General features: G+C 35.2%; 9 protein-coding genes. All 9 read left to right on the top strand.

Features of this window, described 5'->3' with window-relative positions:
• Positions 1-30: 30 nt before the first annotated feature.
• The 9 genes from ruvB to sov all read left to right on the top strand — a co-directional run bounded on the left by ruvB (position 31) and on the right by sov (position 17,309).
• Positions 31-1,053 carry a Holliday junction branch migration DNA helicase RuvB gene (gene ruvB / locus UH7x_RS11250; RefSeq protein WP_482360031.1) on the top strand — a complete coding sequence of 341 codons (1,023 nt, stop codon included), beginning with the start codon at positions 31-33 and terminating at the stop codon, positions 1,051-1,053.
• The gene (locus tag UH7x_RS11255; RefSeq protein WP_482360032.1) at positions 1,053-2,378 is read left to right on the top strand and encodes a cytochrome P450; all 1,326 of its coding nucleotides are present in this window, start codon (positions 1,053-1,055) and stop codon (positions 2,376-2,378) included. The genes ruvB and UH7x_RS11255 overlap by 1 nt, the downstream gene beginning before the upstream one ends.
• Before the next feature lie 81 nt (positions 2,379-2,459).
• A complete protein-coding gene (locus tag UH7x_RS11260) occupies positions 2,460-2,993 on the top strand; it encodes a dihydrofolate reductase family protein (protein WP_482360033.1) in 534 nt (177 codons plus the stop codon).
• Positions 2,994-3,076: 83 nt separating this feature from the next.
• Positions 3,077-3,997: a tRNA epoxyqueuosine(34) reductase QueG gene (queG, locus tag UH7x_RS11265; RefSeq protein WP_482360034.1), complete on the top strand. Its 921-nt coding sequence runs from the start codon at positions 3,077-3,079 to the stop codon at positions 3,995-3,997.
• A 165-nt stretch (positions 3,998-4,162) separates the two neighbouring features.
• On the top strand, positions 4,163-5,626 hold the full coding sequence (gtfA, locus tag UH7x_RS11270; protein WP_482360035.1) for a sucrose phosphorylase: 1,464 nt from the start codon (positions 4,163-4,165) through the stop codon (positions 5,624-5,626).
• 102 nt (positions 5,627-5,728) lie between these two features.
• The gene (locus UH7x_RS11275; RefSeq protein ID WP_482360036.1) at positions 5,729-7,042 is read left to right on the top strand and encodes an MFS transporter; all 1,314 of its coding nucleotides are present in this window, start codon (positions 5,729-5,731) and stop codon (positions 7,040-7,042) included.
• Between the two features lie 136 nt (positions 7,043-7,178).
• Positions 7,179-9,476, top strand: a complete 2,298-nt coding sequence (locus tag UH7x_RS11280) for an NADP-dependent malic enzyme (protein ID WP_482360037.1) — start codon at positions 7,179-7,181, stop codon at positions 9,474-9,476.
• 82 nt (positions 9,477-9,558) lie between these two features.
• Positions 9,559-10,140, top strand: coding sequence for a Holliday junction branch migration protein RuvA (gene ruvA, locus UH7x_RS11285; RefSeq protein WP_482360038.1), 582 nt, complete (start codon positions 9,559-9,561; stop codon positions 10,138-10,140).
• Between the two features lie 5 nt (positions 10,141-10,145).
• Positions 10,146-17,309 carry a T9SS outer membrane translocon Sov/SprA gene (gene sov, locus UH7x_RS11290; protein WP_482360039.1) on the top strand — a complete coding sequence of 2,388 codons (7,164 nt, stop codon included), beginning with the start codon at positions 10,146-10,148 and terminating at the stop codon, positions 17,307-17,309.
• The last annotated feature ends 35 nt before the right edge of the window (positions 17,310-17,344 follow it).

The following is a 17,344-nucleotide window of genomic DNA, read 5'->3' on the forward strand; positions in this document are numbered from 1 at the left end:
GTTAAAGAGCGTTTAATTATCTTTGAGAATATGAACGAGAATTTAGATCCTTCGAGCGATAATTTTTCCCAAGCCGAACTTGATGTCGAAAGAGCATTACGGCCAATTTCGTTTGATGATTTTACGGGTCAAGCACAGGTTCTTGAGAATCTTAAGGTGTTTGTAGAAGCAGCAAATCAAAGAAATGAAGCTCTAGATCATACTTTGTTTCATGGTCCTCCAGGGTTAGGTAAAACTACTTTAGCTCATATACTTGCCAACGAACTTGGTGTTGGTATTAAAGTAACTTCAGGTCCCGTATTAGATAAACCTGGTGATTTAGCTGGCTTACTAACAAATCTTGATGATAGAGATGTGCTTTTTATTGATGAGATTCATCGTTTAAGCCCCATAGTTGAAGAGTATTTGTATTCAGCCATGGAAGATTATAAAATAGATATTATGATAGAGACAGGGCCTAATGCTCGTTCTGTTCAAATAAACTTAAATCCCTTTACTTTAATTGGTGCAACAACACGGTCCGGACTCTTAACAGCACCTATGCGTGCTAGATTCGGCATACAAAGTAGACTACAATATTATGATACAGAGTTGTTGTCTACTATAGTGCAGCGAAGTTCGGAAATTTTAAATGTGCCTATTACCAACGATGCGTCTATAGAGATTGCTGGTCGCAGTAGAGGTACTCCTAGAATTTGTAATGCGCTATTAAGGCGGGTCAGAGATTTTGCTCAAATTAAAGGTAATGGTGATATTGATATGGAAATATCCAAATACAGTCTAAAAGCATTGAATGTAGATGCACATGGATTGGATGAGATGGATAATAAAATATTAACTACTATTATTGATAAGTTTAAAGGGGGGCCTGTTGGTATTACTACTTTGGCAACAGCAGTATCTGAAAGTGCAGAAACAATTGAAGAAGTGTATGAACCTTTTTTGATACAACAAGGTTTTATAATGCGTACACCACGTGGTAGAGAAGTAACCGAATTGGCTTACAAACATTTAGGTAGAGTAAAAGGTGGTTCGCAACCTGGTTTGTTCTAATGAAATCAATTGCTACAATTTCACGATATGAGGTTTTAAAAAACAGAAAGGAAATATTAGAAAATCCTTTGCCATTTCATCACAAATATTTCGAAAAGCACGGTAATTCTTTTAAAATTAATCTGGGCTCAAAAAATAAATGGGTATTTACAAGAAGTCCGGAGGCAATTAAATATTTGCTACAAACAAATCACAAGAATTACGAAAAATCGAGCATTCAAACACAAGATTTAGGTAAGTATGTTGGCCACGGTTTATTAACTTCAAATGGAGATTTTTGGCGTAAACATCGTCGAATGGTGCAACCTACTTTTCATAAAAAAAAGTTGCTAGGCTTATTTGAGATTATGTTCAAAGCTATCGAAGAAGAGCTAGAAACAATTCAAGTAGGAGAAGAGCGAGAAATTGTAGCTAAGATGGGTGATTTAGCTTTTCAAGTTGTTGCTAAATCATTGTTTAGTGCAACCGATATTCGTGAGCCCATGCGGCGATTAAAGGAGATAACCTCTATTAATCAAGAAATGATTATTAAAGAAATGCGGCTGCCTTATCTTAAATGGTGGTTTCATTTAAATGGAGAGATTAAAAAGCATTTGTCTTTAAGTGAGGAGTCTAAAGAGTTGTTGAACAAAATAATTCAAGAACGTGTAGATTCGAATGTTGAAAAAAGCGATTTGTTAGATATGTTGCTAAATGCAACGTATGAAGATGGTACTTCGATGCCTCGTGAACAGTTAATAGATGAAGTTTTAATTTTATTTGTTGCTGGCCATGAAACTACGGCAAACGCATTAAGCTTCACCTTGCTTCTATTAGCTCAGCATCCTGAAATTCAGGATAGACTTTTTGCTGAAGTTGATAAAATTGATTTTTCTAAAGGCAATTTTATGGAGCAATTGACGCTACTGGTTTATACGAAACAATGTGTAGAAGAGTCGCTTCGGCTTTACCCTCCTGCATATTTTTTTGACAGGGCTAGTATTGGAGCAGATGTTGTTGAAGGCAATAGTTATCCAGAAAGTACAGTATGGTTGCTAAGTATCTATGAATTGCATCGGTCGGAATCTTTTTGGGATAATCCGAATGAGTTTAATCCAGATCGTTTTGGTCAAGAACGAAAAAAAGATTTGTCTGCCCATTATTACCCTTTTGGAGCTGGGCCAAGAATGTGTATCGGCAACAATTTTGCGATGTACGAAATGATGATTACAATTGCTACCTTAGTTAAAAGATATCAAATTACAACATCACTAAAAGAGATTGCAGTAAATCCATTAATCACTTTAAGACCTAAAACTGCCCCTATTAAATTTTTGTACCGTTAAAGGGTTGATTTTGTGTATGTTGTTTAGCTTAATTCTTACATTTATGTATTTTTAATGAAAAGTCATTTCATAGAAATTAAGATGAAAAAAATTATCTATTACGTTGCAACTTCCATCGATGGTTTTATTTCTGGTACTAATGAAGATATCAGTGGTTTTACAGCTGCTGGTGATGGCGTGAACAAATATTTAGAAGATTTAAAAGATTTTGAAACAGTAATCATGGGTCGTAAAACCTATGAGTTTGGTTATAAATATGGTTTGGTTCCAGGTCAGCCAGCTTATCCACACATGCAACACTATATATTTTCAAAAGATATGCTTTTGGAAAATAAAAGTGAGCAAGTACATGTTTGTAACTTAGATTTAGATATAATAAAGGACTTAAAAGAAAAGTCTAGTACAGATATATATTTATGTGGTGGGGGTGTTTTTGCAGGCTGGCTTTTAGAAAACGAAATGATTGATATTGTAAAAGTAAAATTGAATCCACTTGTTTTAGGTGATGGAATTAGATTGTTTGGAACATCAAAAAAACAATATCAATTAGAACTTATTACTAATGAAGCTTTTGATGATGGGTTGTCCATTATTTCTTTTCGAGTTAAGTATTGAGAGTTTCTTTCTATTAAGCTGCAAACAAACTAAGTCAATGTTATTTTAGCACGAGTGAGTTGATATTATCTTATTTTTAACGAATGAATTCTAAAGTGAACTATTCCGAATTGATTAAAACCGAAGCCAAACGCCTCGGTTTTTTATCTTGTGGAATTTCAAAAGCAGAATTTTTAGAAGAAGAAGCACCACGTTTAGAGCGCTGGTTAAATAAAAATATGAATGGCGAAATGGGCTATATGCAAAACCATTTCGACAAAAGATTGGATCCCACGAAATTAGTAAACGATGCAAAGTCAGTTATTTCGTTGATTCTTAATTACTATCCACAAGAAGAACAAGTGGAGAATTCGTTTAAAATATCTAAATATGCTTATGGGCATGATTATCACCATATAATAAAATCCAAATTAAGGGAATTACAAGAGTTTATCACAAATGAAATTGGTGAAGTTGGGGGTCGTGCGTTTGTAGATTCTGCACCGGTATTAGATAAGGCTTGGGCTGCAAAAAGTGGACTTGGTTGGATTGGTAAGCACAGTAATTTGTTAACACAACAAGTAGGTTCATTCTATTTTATCGCCGAGTTAATTGTTGATTTGGAATTAGAATACGACACACCCGTGACGGATCATTGCGGTACCTGTACCGCGTGTATAGATGCTTGTCCGACGGAGGCAATAGTTGAACCCTATGTCGTCGACGGAAGTAAATGTATTTCTTATTTTACAATTGAATTAAAAAATGAAATACCAACTTCAGTTCAAGGTCAGTTTGATGACTGGATTTTTGGATGTGATGTCTGTCAAGATGTATGTCCTTGGAATCGTTTTTCGAAACCACATAGGGAGCCACTTTTTAATCCGCATCCAGAATTGTTGCCTATGACAAAAAAAGATTGGGAAGAAATTACAGAAGATGTATTTCGAAAGGTTTTTCAGAAATCTGCGGTAAAAAGAACAAAATTTTCTGGGCTAAAACGGAACATTAATTTCTTGAAATAGGCCCAGTTTTTCTGCTTTCAAAATTCAAAAATGAATACTTTTTAGGTCTAATTTGATTAACTGAAATTTATTCTTCAGTACTATAAGGTTGTAGTTTGTCTTTTTTGAATAATAAGAAAATTAACCCCATTATTTTTCTTAATATGGAAGATTCAATCAAGCCTAATGAAAAATCAAATACAATTAATCACCTATGTAAATCGCATAGGTTGTGCTAATATTAGTGAGTTAAATTCGTTGGTAAATAATGAGTTTAATGGTCTATTTGGAGGTATACATATACTGCCTTTTTTTAATCCAATTGATGGTGCGGACGCTGGTTTTGATCCCATAGATCACACACAAATAGATCCGCGTATTGGTGAATGGGAAGACATGAAAGCATTGACAGGTAATGTGGATGTAATGTCTGATTTAATTGTTAATCATATTTCGGCAGAATCAAAACAATTTAATGACTTTCTTGTAAAGGGTAAGCAATCTGAATTTGCTGAATTGATTTTAACAAAAGACAAAGTTTTCTCAACTGGGGTAGACCGTTCTGAAATTGCTAAAATATATAGACCTCGGCCGGGACTTCCTTTTACAGAATTTAGACTAAGTGATGGTTCAAAAAAATCTGTTTGGACAACTTTTACAGCAAATCAAATTGATATTGATGTACTATCGAAAATGGGCGAGAGATATCTTGAAAATATATTAGATACTTTTCATAAGGCAGGTATTACAATGATACGGTTAGATGCTGCAGGTTATGCAATTAAAAAGCCTGGCACTTCGTGTTTTATGATTGAAGAGACGTATGAATTTATTGCAAATCTTACTCGGAAAGCAAAGTCAAAAGGAATAGAAGTTTTAGTTGAAATACATTCATTTTACAAAACCCAAATTGAAATTGCCAAGCGCGTAGATTTTGTCTATGACTTTGCATTGCCAGTTTTGGTTCTGGATTGTCTTTTTAATAAGAATGCCAATAACCTAAAGAAATGGCTGGCTATCGCACCAAGAAATGTAATCACTGTTTTAGATACACATGATGGAATTGGTATTGTTGATGTTGCATCAGAAAATGGTGTTGCCGGATTAATAAATGATGAAGATTTAATTGAAATTGTAGAAAGAATTCATAGTAATAGTAAAGATACGAGTAAGAAGGCCACTGGCGCTGCAGCCAGTAATTTAGATTTGTATCAAGTTAACTGTACATATTTTGATGCTTTAGGACAAGATGTAAATCAATATTTGATTGCTCGCGCTATCCAGTTTTTTGTTCCAGGTGTTCCTCAAGTTTATTATGTAGGCTTGTTAGCGGGAAAAAATGATTTGCAATTGTTATCTGAAACAAATGTGGGTCGCGATATCAATCGACACTATTTTTCGAAAGATGAAATAAATTCGATTTTGAAAACAGATTTGTTTTTAAAATTGAAAAAATTAATGATATTCAGAAACTCGCATGAAGCCTTCAATGGTGAATTCGAAATTATTGATACCGCATTAGATGTTCTGCAGTTAAAGTGGGAAAATAACAATACATGGGCGGCACTGGATATCAATCTCATTTCTTCACAGTTAAAGATTAGCTATTCTAATATCGATAATTCAGTAACCCAACTTTTCGAGTTATAATCTTTAAAGTAATACACTTGAATGAAAATATTGTAAGGTGGTAGTTAAAATAACTATCTTGTTGAGGTTCCAGGAATAAACCGAACTAGTCAAAAAATTAAAATGATTAAAAAGCCCAATTTAAGTTTTTGGCAAATTTTTAATATGAATGTTGGCTTTCTTGGCATTCAATTTAGTTTTGGTTTACAGCAAAGTGCTATTAATCCCATATTTTTGTTTTTAGGTGCAGAAGAAGAGTTGTTGCCTATATTAAATATTGCTGGCCCCATAACAGGTTTAATAGTTCAACCAATTATAGGGGCTATTTCTGATAAAACCTGGTTGCCAAAATGGGGTAGAAGAAAACCATTTTTTTTAATTGGGGCAATTCTTGGTAGTTTGTGTTTATTTGCCTTTCCGCAAAGTCCTACTTTATGGTTTGCTGTTGGTTTACTCTGGATATTAGATGTTGGCAATAATATAGCAATGGAACCATATCGCGCTTTTGTTGGTGATAAATTGCCTAAGAAGCAATTAAGCATGGGTTTTCAAATGCAAAGCCTATTTGTAGGTGCAGGTATTGTTATTGCAAATGCATCTATCTTTTTGTTTCAAGATTGGTTTGGGGGAGGTGCTGAAGTAGCTGGCACTGTACCAAAATGGTTGTATTATTCCTTTTTTATTGGCTCAGTTTTGTCAATCGCAACTATTCTGTGGTCGGTTTTAAAAACTCCTGAAATTCCACCTTCCGAAGAAGAACTCGAAGATATTAGTGTGCATAAGAATTTGCCTTTTTTAGATCGGTTTAAAATGCCCTTTGTAGAAATTGCTAATGCGGTAAAAGAGATGCCCATTTTTATGTGGAAACTAGCAGGGGTATATCTTTTTCAGTGGTATGCATTATTTGTGTATTGGCAATATATTACCCCGATGATACAGAAAACTATGAATTTTGAATTGTCTTCGGCTGTGGCGCAAGCAGCAAAAATGAGTACTACATATAATATTGCTACTGTAGTTGTTGCGCTTGCGTTAGTGCCGTTGTCTATAAAATTTGGAAGTAAAAAAGTGTATGCCTTAAGTCTCTTTGGTTCTGGTTTAACTATGTTGAGTATTCCTTTTATTTCAGATCCAATATTAGCACTAATACCAATGGTGCTATTTGGTATTGGTTGGGCAGCTATTATGGGTATACCTTATACTATGGTTTCAAAGATAATTCCGCAAGATAGGCGTGGTGTGTATATGGGAATATTAAATATGATGATTGTAATTCCTATGGGTATTGAAACTTTGACTTTCGGTCCTATTTTTAAATCAATTCTTGGAGCTAATGCTATTAATGCTATGCTTTTCGGTGGGGTGTTTTTTATTATTGCTTCAGTGTTAGCAATGCGATTAAATATAAATGAATCTGCTCTCGATGCAGAAGCTTAGACTTATACCCATATAAATAGGATTTTTTGTGGTTTTCATTTTGTTTTATAGTGTTCATAAAGATTCATTATAGATTCAATTGGCGCATTTATTATTGAATGTATTATCCTAACTTTGTCAATCAAATTCTAGAATCATGGCGAATCAAAAGCTGCGTAGAGAAGCATTAGTTTATCACGCAAAACCGCAACCAGGCAAAATAAAAGTAGTACCTACAAAACCGTATGCTACGCAAAGAGATCTTGCCTTAGCTTATTCACCTGGTGTTGCAGAACCTTGTTTAGAGATACAAAAAGATAAGGAACTTGCTTATAGATATACCTCAAAAGGCAATATGGTGGCTATTATTTCTAATGGTACTGCTGTTTTAGGTTTGGGTGATATTGGTCCAGAGGCATCTAAGCCGGTAATGGAAGGTAAAGCTTTGCTGTTTAAAATTTTTTCCGATATCGATGGAATTGATATTGAAGTTGATACAAAAGATCCTGATAAATTTATTGAAACAGTAAAGATGATTGCACCGACTTTTGGTGGAATTAATTTAGAAGATATTAGTGCTCCTGAAGCCTTTGAAATTGAACGAAGATTAAAAGCTGAATTGGATATTCCAGTAATGCATGACGATCAGCATGGTACTGCAATTATTTCTGCGGCTGCACTTTTAAATGCACTAGAAATTGCTGGTAAGAACATTGGCGAAGTTAAAATAGTAGTTAGCGGGGCAGGGGCTGCCGCTGTTTCATGTACCAGGCTTTATAAAAGTTTTGGTGCTAGCAGTGAGAATATTGTCATGCTCGATAGCAAGGGTGTTATTCGAAGTGACCGTGAAAGTCTTTCTGTTGAAAAGGCAGAATTTAGCACGGATAGAAAAATTGATACGTTGGATGAGGCCATGAAAGATGCTGATGTTTTTATCGGACTATCAATTGCAAATGTTGTTTCGCCAGAAATGTTGAAATCGATGGCAAAGAAACCTATTGTGTTTGCAATGGCGAATCCAGACCCAGAGGTTGAATATGAATTGGCGGTTACAACCAGACCAGATATTATAATGGCAACTGGTAGGTCTGATCATCCTAATCAGGTAAATAATGTTTTAGGGTTTCCATATATTTTTAGAGGAGCATTAGATGTTAGAGCGACCTCCATAAATGAGGAAATGAAAAAGGCTGCTGTAGTAGCAATAGCAAAACTAGCAAAAGAATCGGTTCCTGAACAAGTGAATATAGCCTACGGTGAAACACGTTTGTCTTTTGGTCAAGAGTATATTATACCAAAACCATTTGACCCACGACTCATAATAGAAATTCCACCTGCAGTTGCAAAAGCAGCCATAGAAAGTGGAGTGGCAAAAAATCCAATTGAAGATTGGGAAAAGTATAAAGAAGAATTGTGGTTGCGTTCAGGTAACGATAATAAAGTTGTGCGCATGTTGCATAGCAGAGCAAAATCGAATCCAAAGAAAATTGTTTTTGCTGAGGCAGATCAGATGGATGTTCTTAGAGCGGCACAAATTGTTCATGAAGAAGGTATCGCAATTCCAATACTATTAGGAAATAGTGAAACGATAATTGACTTAAAAGAAGATCTTGAATTTAACGCAGATATTGAGATAATAGATTTACAATTAAATGATTCTTTAGAAAAGCGCAATCAATACGCTCAAAAACATTGGCAGGCAAGAAAGCGCCAAGGGGTAACTTTGTATAGTGCTAAATCTCAAATGCGTGATCGCAATTATTTTGGAGCAATGATGGTGGCTGAAGGAGATGCTGATGGAATGATATCAGGATATTCAAAAGCTTATCCTAAAGTGGTAACACCTGTTTTTGAAGTTATTGGTCGTGCCGCTGGAGTGAAAAGAGTAGCTACTGTAAATATCATGAACACGCAAAGAGGTCCGTTGTTTTTAGCGGATACTTCTATTAATATAGATCCAAATGCTGAAGAAATAGCAGAGATTGCTCAAATGACGGCAAATGTTGCTTCCACTTTTGGCTTTGATCCAGTAATGGCATTGGCTTCTTATGCTAATTTTGGTTCGTCATCACATCCGAATGCGAAGAAGGTGAGAGAAGCGGTTCGTATTTTACACGAAAAGAATCCAGATTTAGTTGTAGATGGTGAAGTGCAAATAGATTTTGCTTTAAATCAAGACTTACACAAAAGTCGTTTTCCTTTCTCGAAATTGGCAGGTAAGCGCGTTAATACTTTGGTTTTTCCTAATTTAGAATCTGCGAATATTACCTACAAATTATTAAAAGAACTTAATGGTTCTGCTTCTATAGGACCTATAATGGTTGGTCTTAAAAAAGCAGTGCATGTTATGCAAATGGGTGCTAGCGTAGACGAAATTGTGAATATGGCGGCAATAGCTGTAATCGATTCGCAAGAAAGAGAAAAAAGAAAAAAAGCACGAAGCAATACGAAGTAGTTAGTGATTAGTATTTTGTAAGAATGTTTTTAATTTTAGAGTAGAATATTTTAAGTCAAAACCAAAAGTCAACATTTAGAAAATGATCCATCATCTTAAAGGAAAATTAATTGAGAAAAATCCCACACATTTAATTGTAGAATGTGCAGGTGTAGGTTATTTCGTTAATATTTCTTTGAACACCTTTTCTAAGGTTTTAGATTCTGAGAGCATTCAGATTTATACACATTTACAAGTAAAAGAAGATTCACATTCCTTATTCGGTTTTGCAGAAAAAAGTGAACGTGAAATTTTTCGATTACTCTTATCAGTATCAGGAATTGGCTCTAGTACGGCCCGTACTATGTTATCTTCATTAACGCCAATACAAATTCGAGATGCCATTGCAACTGGTGAAGTTCCTACGATACAAAGTATCAAAGGTATAGGAGCAAAGACTGCACAAAGGGTAATCTTGGATCTTAAAGACAAGATTTTAAAAATCTACAACATCGATGAAGTTTCCCTTTCATCGAACAATACAAATAGAGATGAAGCGTTATCTGCTTTAGAGGTTCTCGGCTTTGTAAGAAAGCAGGCTGAAAAGGCTGTAGACAAAGTATTAGGTCAAGATCCTGCGCTAAGTGTTGAAGAAACAATTAAACAGGCGCTCAAAAATTTGTAGCAAGTTTGAAAAAAGGGGCAAAAAACCAACTTAAATTTACATTTAAGCTTATCTTACTATCTACCATTTTTTTAATGGTTAACGGTATTTCTTATTCACAAGAAACCGAAGGTAAAGATGAGGTTGAGGAAGAAATAGATTCTGTAAAAACAGGATTCGCACTCGGGCATCTAAAATTGGGCAACCCCGAAAGTATCGTTTCTAAGTATATCTATGATCCTAGACTAGATGCGTATATCTACTCAGAAAAAGTAGGTGATTTTGATATTGGCTATCCTATAATCTTAACTCCGGATCAGTATTATGAAATGATGCGTGAAGAGGGGATAAAAGATTATTTCAAAGAAAAATCTGATGCTTTTTCAGGTAAGAAAGAAGGCAGTGAAGAAGCTAGAAAAAACTTACTTCCAAATTTTTATGTAAATAATAGTTTCTTTGAATCTGTATTCGGAGGAAATACAATAGAGGTTATTCCACAAGGTTCGGTTGCAATGGATCTTGGAGTAATTTGGCAGAAAAACGATAACCCATCATTATCTCCGAGAAACAGAACAAATCTTTCTTTTGATTTTGATCAACGTATTAGTTTAAGTATGCTAGGTAAAATTGGTGAGCGCCTACAGGTAACGGCAAACTACGATACCGAAGCAACTTTCGATTTTCAAAATATTGTAAAGTTAGATTATACACCAACCGAAGATGATATTATTCAAAGTATTGAAGTTGGTAACGTAAATATGCCATTGAACAGTTCTTTAATTCAAGGGGCGCAAAGTTTATTTGGAGTTAAAACACAGTTGCAATTTGGTAGAACAAAAGTTACCGCGGTATTTTCAGAACAACGGTCACAGAATAATACGGTTGTTGCGCAAGGTGGAGGTACATTAAATGATTTTTCTTTATATGCTGCCGATTACGATGAGAATAAACACTTCTTTTTATCGCAATATTTCCGCGATGCCTATGATGGTGCTTTAGAGAGTTACCCTTTTATTCGTAGTCAAGTACAAATAACTCGTTTAGAAGTTTGGATAACAAATAGAAGTCAGCAAACATTAAATGTTCGAAACATTGTTGCGATTCAAGATTTAGGTGAACCGAATCCTAATAAAACCAGAATTGGTCTTGCAAATGGTGATCCTGCAGGCTTTTTTAATGATTTGCCCACAGCTTTGCCTCGTAATGCCAGTAATGATTTTGATCCAACTAAAATTGGAGCTGGTGGTATTTTAAATGATAAGATTAGAGATATTGCTACTGTAGAAAGTGGTTTCAATTTTACGGGTGGTTTTGTTGCGAATCAAGGGTTTGATTATGCCATCTTAGAAAATGCTAGAAAGTTAGATCAGAATCGTGATTATACATTTAATTCGCAATTGGGGTACATATCGTTGAATCAGCGATTGAGTAACGATGAGGTTTTAGGTGTTGCTTTTCAGTATACTTATAATGGCGAAGTATTTCAAGTTGGTGAATTTGCCAATGGTGGTATTGATGCAACAACGCTTTCGCAAGATGCAAACCCTATAATAGAAAATAATACATTGGTTTTAAAACTTTTAAAAAGTAATATCACCAATATTACAGATCCTATTTGGGATTTGATGATGAAAAATATTTATGCTACTGGTGCATTTCGTTTGAGCCAGGAAGATTTTAAGTTAAATATTTTATATGAAGATCCAACGCCTCGTAACTATATTACGCCAGTAGCAGAAGCTTCTTGGCCAGCTGGTTTAGAAGAGGATATTTTATTAGACGTATTCAATCTAGATCGACTTAATGTATATAATGACATACAACCAGGTGGTGATGGTTTCTTCGATTTTGTAGAAGGTTTAACAATTAATAGTGATGGTGGCGAAATTATATTTACGACGGTAGAGCCATTTGGTGAGTATTTATATGATAAGCTTGGCGGCGGTGGTAGCTATGATAATGAAACCACATATAATGAAAACCAAGCAAAGTACGTATTTAGAGAAATGTATGAGCTTACAAAGGCTGCTGCTCAACAAGAACAAGAAAAAAATAAATTTCAATTAAAGGGTCGATATAAATCGGAAGGTAATAATGGTATTCCAATTGGTGCTTTTAATGTACCGCGAGGTTCAGTGCGAGTTACAGCTGGTGGTCGTCAATTACAAGAAGGTATCGACTATACTGTAAATTATCAAGCTGGTACAGTTCAGATATTGGACCCTAGTTTAGAAGCTTCCAATACTCCAATTAATATTTCGGTAGAAAATAATGCGGTCTTCGGCCAGCAAACACGTCGATTTACAGGTGTGAATGTTGAACATCAATTCAGTAAGAATTTTGTTTTAGGCGCTACTTTATTGAACTTAAATGAACGACCACTTACTCAAAAATCTAATTTTGGAGTAGAGCCAGTTAATAATACGATATATGGAATGAATGGTAACTTCTCAACCGAAGTTCCTTTCTTAACGCGTTTGGTAAACAAACTGCCAAATATAGATACCGACGTACCATCTAATATTTCTATTCGTGGTGAGATTGCGGCATTAAAACCAAATTCGCCTAAAAACGCTGATTTTCAAGGAGAAACAACAACCTATCTCGATGATTTTGAAGGAGCGCAAGCACTTATTGATATTCGTGCTTCTTTAGGGTGGAGTTTAGCAAGTACACCGCTGGAGTTTGTTGATGGCAGGTTAAAGGGAGATTCACCGACCTCAGTACAAAATCTTGAAAACGGTTTTGGTAGAGCAAAAATGGCTTGGTATACTATAGATCCTATTTTCTATACAAATCAACGTCCCGATGAAATAAGTGATAATGATATTTCTACAAACGAAACGCGTCGTATTTATATAGACGAAGTATTCCCGCAGAGTGATATTGCTCAAGGGCAAACCACTGTGCAGAGTACTTTAGATTTAGCGTATTATCCAAATCAAAGGGGGCCTTATAATGCATCCCCTACAGACAATACTATAAATAGTTTTGAGGCAAAAGGTTCTGATGCTAAATGGGGTGGTATTATGCGCTCGTTAAGTAGTACCGATTTTGAACAGTCGAATGTAGAGTTTATTCAATTTTGGGTGTTAGATCCTTATGTAGATGGTATTTCTACAAGTCCTGGTGAGCTCGTTCTAAACCTTGGTAATATTTCTGAAGATATCCTTAAAGATGGTAAGAAGCAATATGAAAATGGATTGCCAGATGGTGATGCAACTGAAGCTTCTGCGCCTACCTCTTGGGGACAAGTGCCACAAACACAAGCACTAGTTTATGCCTTTGATGCTGATGAAGCAAATAGAGCTTTACAAGATGTTGGCTACGACGGAATGGACGATATTGCTGAGGCGGCTGTGTACAGCAATCCTGGTGATGATCCTGCATTAGATAACTATCAATATTACCTAAATAGAGAAGGTAGCATTTTAGAGCGATATTTAGATTTTAATAACCCAGATGGAAACTCTCCAGTAGCGGTGAGCAATACAAATCGTGGATCAACAACTTTGCCAGATGTAGAAGATTTAGATCGCGATTTAACAATGAATACAGTTAATAGTTATTATGAATATCGCATTCCGATTAAGCCTGGTACTACCGAGAATGATAAATATGTAACTGATATTTTAGATGAAAGAGATACACCAACATTACCTAATGAAACTACAGTAAGACGTAGATGGATACAGTACAAAATTCCATTAAGCGATTTTTCTGATGCTGTAGGGGGTATTACAGATTTTAGGTCTATGAGCTTTATGCGTATGTACCTGACAGGGTTTAATAGTGATGTTGTTTTACGTTTTGCAACTTTAGATTTAGTTCGTGGCGATTGGAGAACCTATACTAAAAACTTACAAGAAGATACTATTGATGCTGATCCAACGGATGACGGTACTATAGTAGATGTTAATACAGTAAATATTGAAGAGAATAGTGATCGTAGTCCAGTACCTTATGTATTGCCTCCTGGTGTAATTCGTGAGCAACTGAATAATAACAATACTATAATTCGCCAGAACGAACAATCGCTTTCATTCAATTTTAGCAATTTAGAGTCTCAAGATTCAAGAGGTGTATTTAAAAACTTAGATATAGATATTCGACAGTACGAAAAATTAAAAATGTTTATTCACGCTGAAGAAATTGTTGATACAGATTTTCCTGATGGTGAAAAACCAATTGTTGGTTTTCTTCGAATAGGTACTGACTTTTCACAAAACTATTATCAAATAGAATTGCCATTAGAATTTACGGATCACAATGGAACTTTAACGGAACGTGATATATGGCCAGAAGCCAATGAGTTAAATATTGAGTTGGCGCACTTAAATAAGGTGAAATCGTCTAGAATTAATAATAGACAAAATTCGCCGCTAACAGATGTTGAGTTTTTTGATGTTGTGAATGGTGAAATAGTACCAGTAGGAGAGTTTGATGCGCGACCAGAAGGTAGTATACGTATTGGATTAAAAGGTAATCCGTCTTTAGGAAGTATAAGAAGTATGATGGTTGGTGTTAAGAATACCGATGATTTACCTGCCAGAGGTGAGGTATGGTTTAATGAACTTCGTTTAGCGGGATTGGATAACAATGGCGGCTGGGCGGCTATTTTAGCTGTAGATGGTAATATTGCGGATTTTGCAAATTTCACTGCTACCGGCTCAAAAAGTACTTCAGGTTTTGGGTCAATAGACCAAATGCCTAATGAGCGTGCACGAGAAGATGCTACTTCGTATGATTTGGTTACTAATGTAAACGTTGGGCAATTGCTTCCACCGAAATGGGGAATACAATTACCTTTTAATTATGGGATCTCAGAAGAAGTTATTACTCCGGAATTTGACCCAGTGTACGATGATTTAAAATTAGATGATTTAATAGCGACTGCTGAAACAGCAGAAGATGCGGAAAGAGTTCGGGAGCAGGCAGAAGATTATACTAAAAGAACAAGTATTAATTTAATAGGTGTTCGTAAAGATAGAGGTGAAGAAGCTGATGCTAATTTTTATGATGTTGAAAATTTCACTTTTAATTATTCGTATAACGAAATTGAACATCGCGATTTTGAAATTGCAGATTTAAGAGATCAAAATGTGGTAACCGGTTTTGTTTACAGCCATAATTTTAAACCGGTAGAAATAGCCCCTTTTGCTAAAAAAGATTCTATGTTGACTGGTGCATACTGGCAGTGGTTGAAGGATATAAATCTAAATTTATTGCCGGCAAGTATTTCTTTGAACTCAAATATTAATCGACAATTTAATCAACAGCAGTTTAGAGAGGTTTTTGAACCAGGTGTAGAAACGTTGGATCTTCCATTTTTACAACAACGGAATTATATGTTCGATTGGCAGTACAATGTGAATTACACCTTAACCAAATCGCTACGTTTGCAATTAACAGGGTCTAATAATAATATTATTAGAAATTATTTCACAGAGCCTGGCAACCCAAATTCAGAAATTGATCAAACACTTGGTCTTTGGGATGGTTTCTTTGATGTAGGTGAACCGAATAGGCACGCACAGCAAATGCAATTAAATTATGAGCTGCCGTTTGCTAAAATACCAGCCTTAGATTTTATTAATGCGCAGTATACGTATACGAGTAATTTTGATTGGCAACGCGGTGGAGATGCATTGTTAGAAGTTGCAGGTGAGAATATTAATACGGTGCAAAATGCAAGCACGCATAATTTAACCGCCGCTCTAACCATGCAGAAGTTTTACGATTTGTTGGGCTTGAAAAAGCAAAGTGGTAAATCAACTACTAAAAGAGCTCCAGCTGGCAAGGCGAATGCTGATAAGTCCAAAGAAAAATCCAAAAGTAAAACCAGTGGCTTATTTAATACAGCTGTTGATGTTTTAACAATGGTGAAGCGATTGAATATTAATTATAGCCAAAATAGTGGTAAAGTGCTACCGGGGTATACACAGTCTGTTGGCTTTTTGGGTACTTTAAGACCTTCTACAGGTTTCGTATTTGGTAGTCAGGCTGATGTTCGATTTGAAGCTGCACGAAGAGGATGGTTAACAGGTTTTGGTGAGTTTAATCAACAGTATTTAGAAAATACAAACAAGCAATTGGATGTTACGGCAACTGCTCAGCCAATGAAAGATTTAACTATAGATATTACTGCGAATCGTCAATATTCTAATAGTTATCAAGAAACTTATGATGTTGATGCTTGGAGCCGTGGTGAGAATTCTTTAATAAATGAGTTAGGGAATTTTAGTATATCAACCATGATGATTGGTACTTTCTTCTCAAAAAGTGATGAATTTACCTCTGAAAATTTTGAGAAGTTCAAAGAAAATAGAATCATCATTGCAAACAGAATAGAATCTGAAAGAGGAAATCCAAGTGGTGGAATTGTTGATGATGATGGTTATCCAGAGCGTTTTGGTAAAACACAACAAGAGGTATTATTGCCAGCATTCTTTGCTGCATATTCGGGTCAAGATGCGAGTGGTGTTAATATGGATTCTTTTAAACAAATTCCGATACCGAATTGGAATGTGAAGTATACCGGATTAATGAAGAATAAATGGTTTAAAAAGAAATTCAAGCGTTTTTCTTTAAGTCATGGTTATAAAGCTGTTTACAGTATAACATCTTTTCAGTCAAACTTAGAAAAGCAAAATGGAGATATTGATGTAGAAACTGGTGATGTCTTACCTGATAATATAATAGGTAATGTTACCATGATGGATATGTTTAATCCACTAGTACGTTTAGATTTCGAAATGCAAAATTCGGTTAGTGTATTAGCTGAGGTACGTTCAGATAGAATGTTGTCTTTGAGTTTTGATAATAATTTATTGACAGAAAACACAGGTAAGGAATATACTTTAGGGCTTGGATATAGAATTAAAGATGTGCAAATGGTTACTAATATTGGTGGCAATAAGACACGTCTTAAAGGAGATTTAAATTTAAAGGCTGATATGACCATGCGAAACAATATCACCATTATTAGAAATTTTGATATTGATAATAATCAGATAACATCGGGTCAGAACTTATTTTCAATAAAGTTTACCGCTGATTATGCTTTAAGTAAGAACTTAAATGCATTGTTTTTCTACGATCATTCTTTTTCAAAGTTTGCCGTTTCAACAGCTTTTCCTCAAACTACAATCAATACCGGCTTTACATTACGATATAACTTTGGTAACTAATAAATTTGAAGCTTAACCTATAATTGGTAGGGGCT

It is taken from the genome of Aurantibacter sp. UH7, from assembly GCF_056839165.1.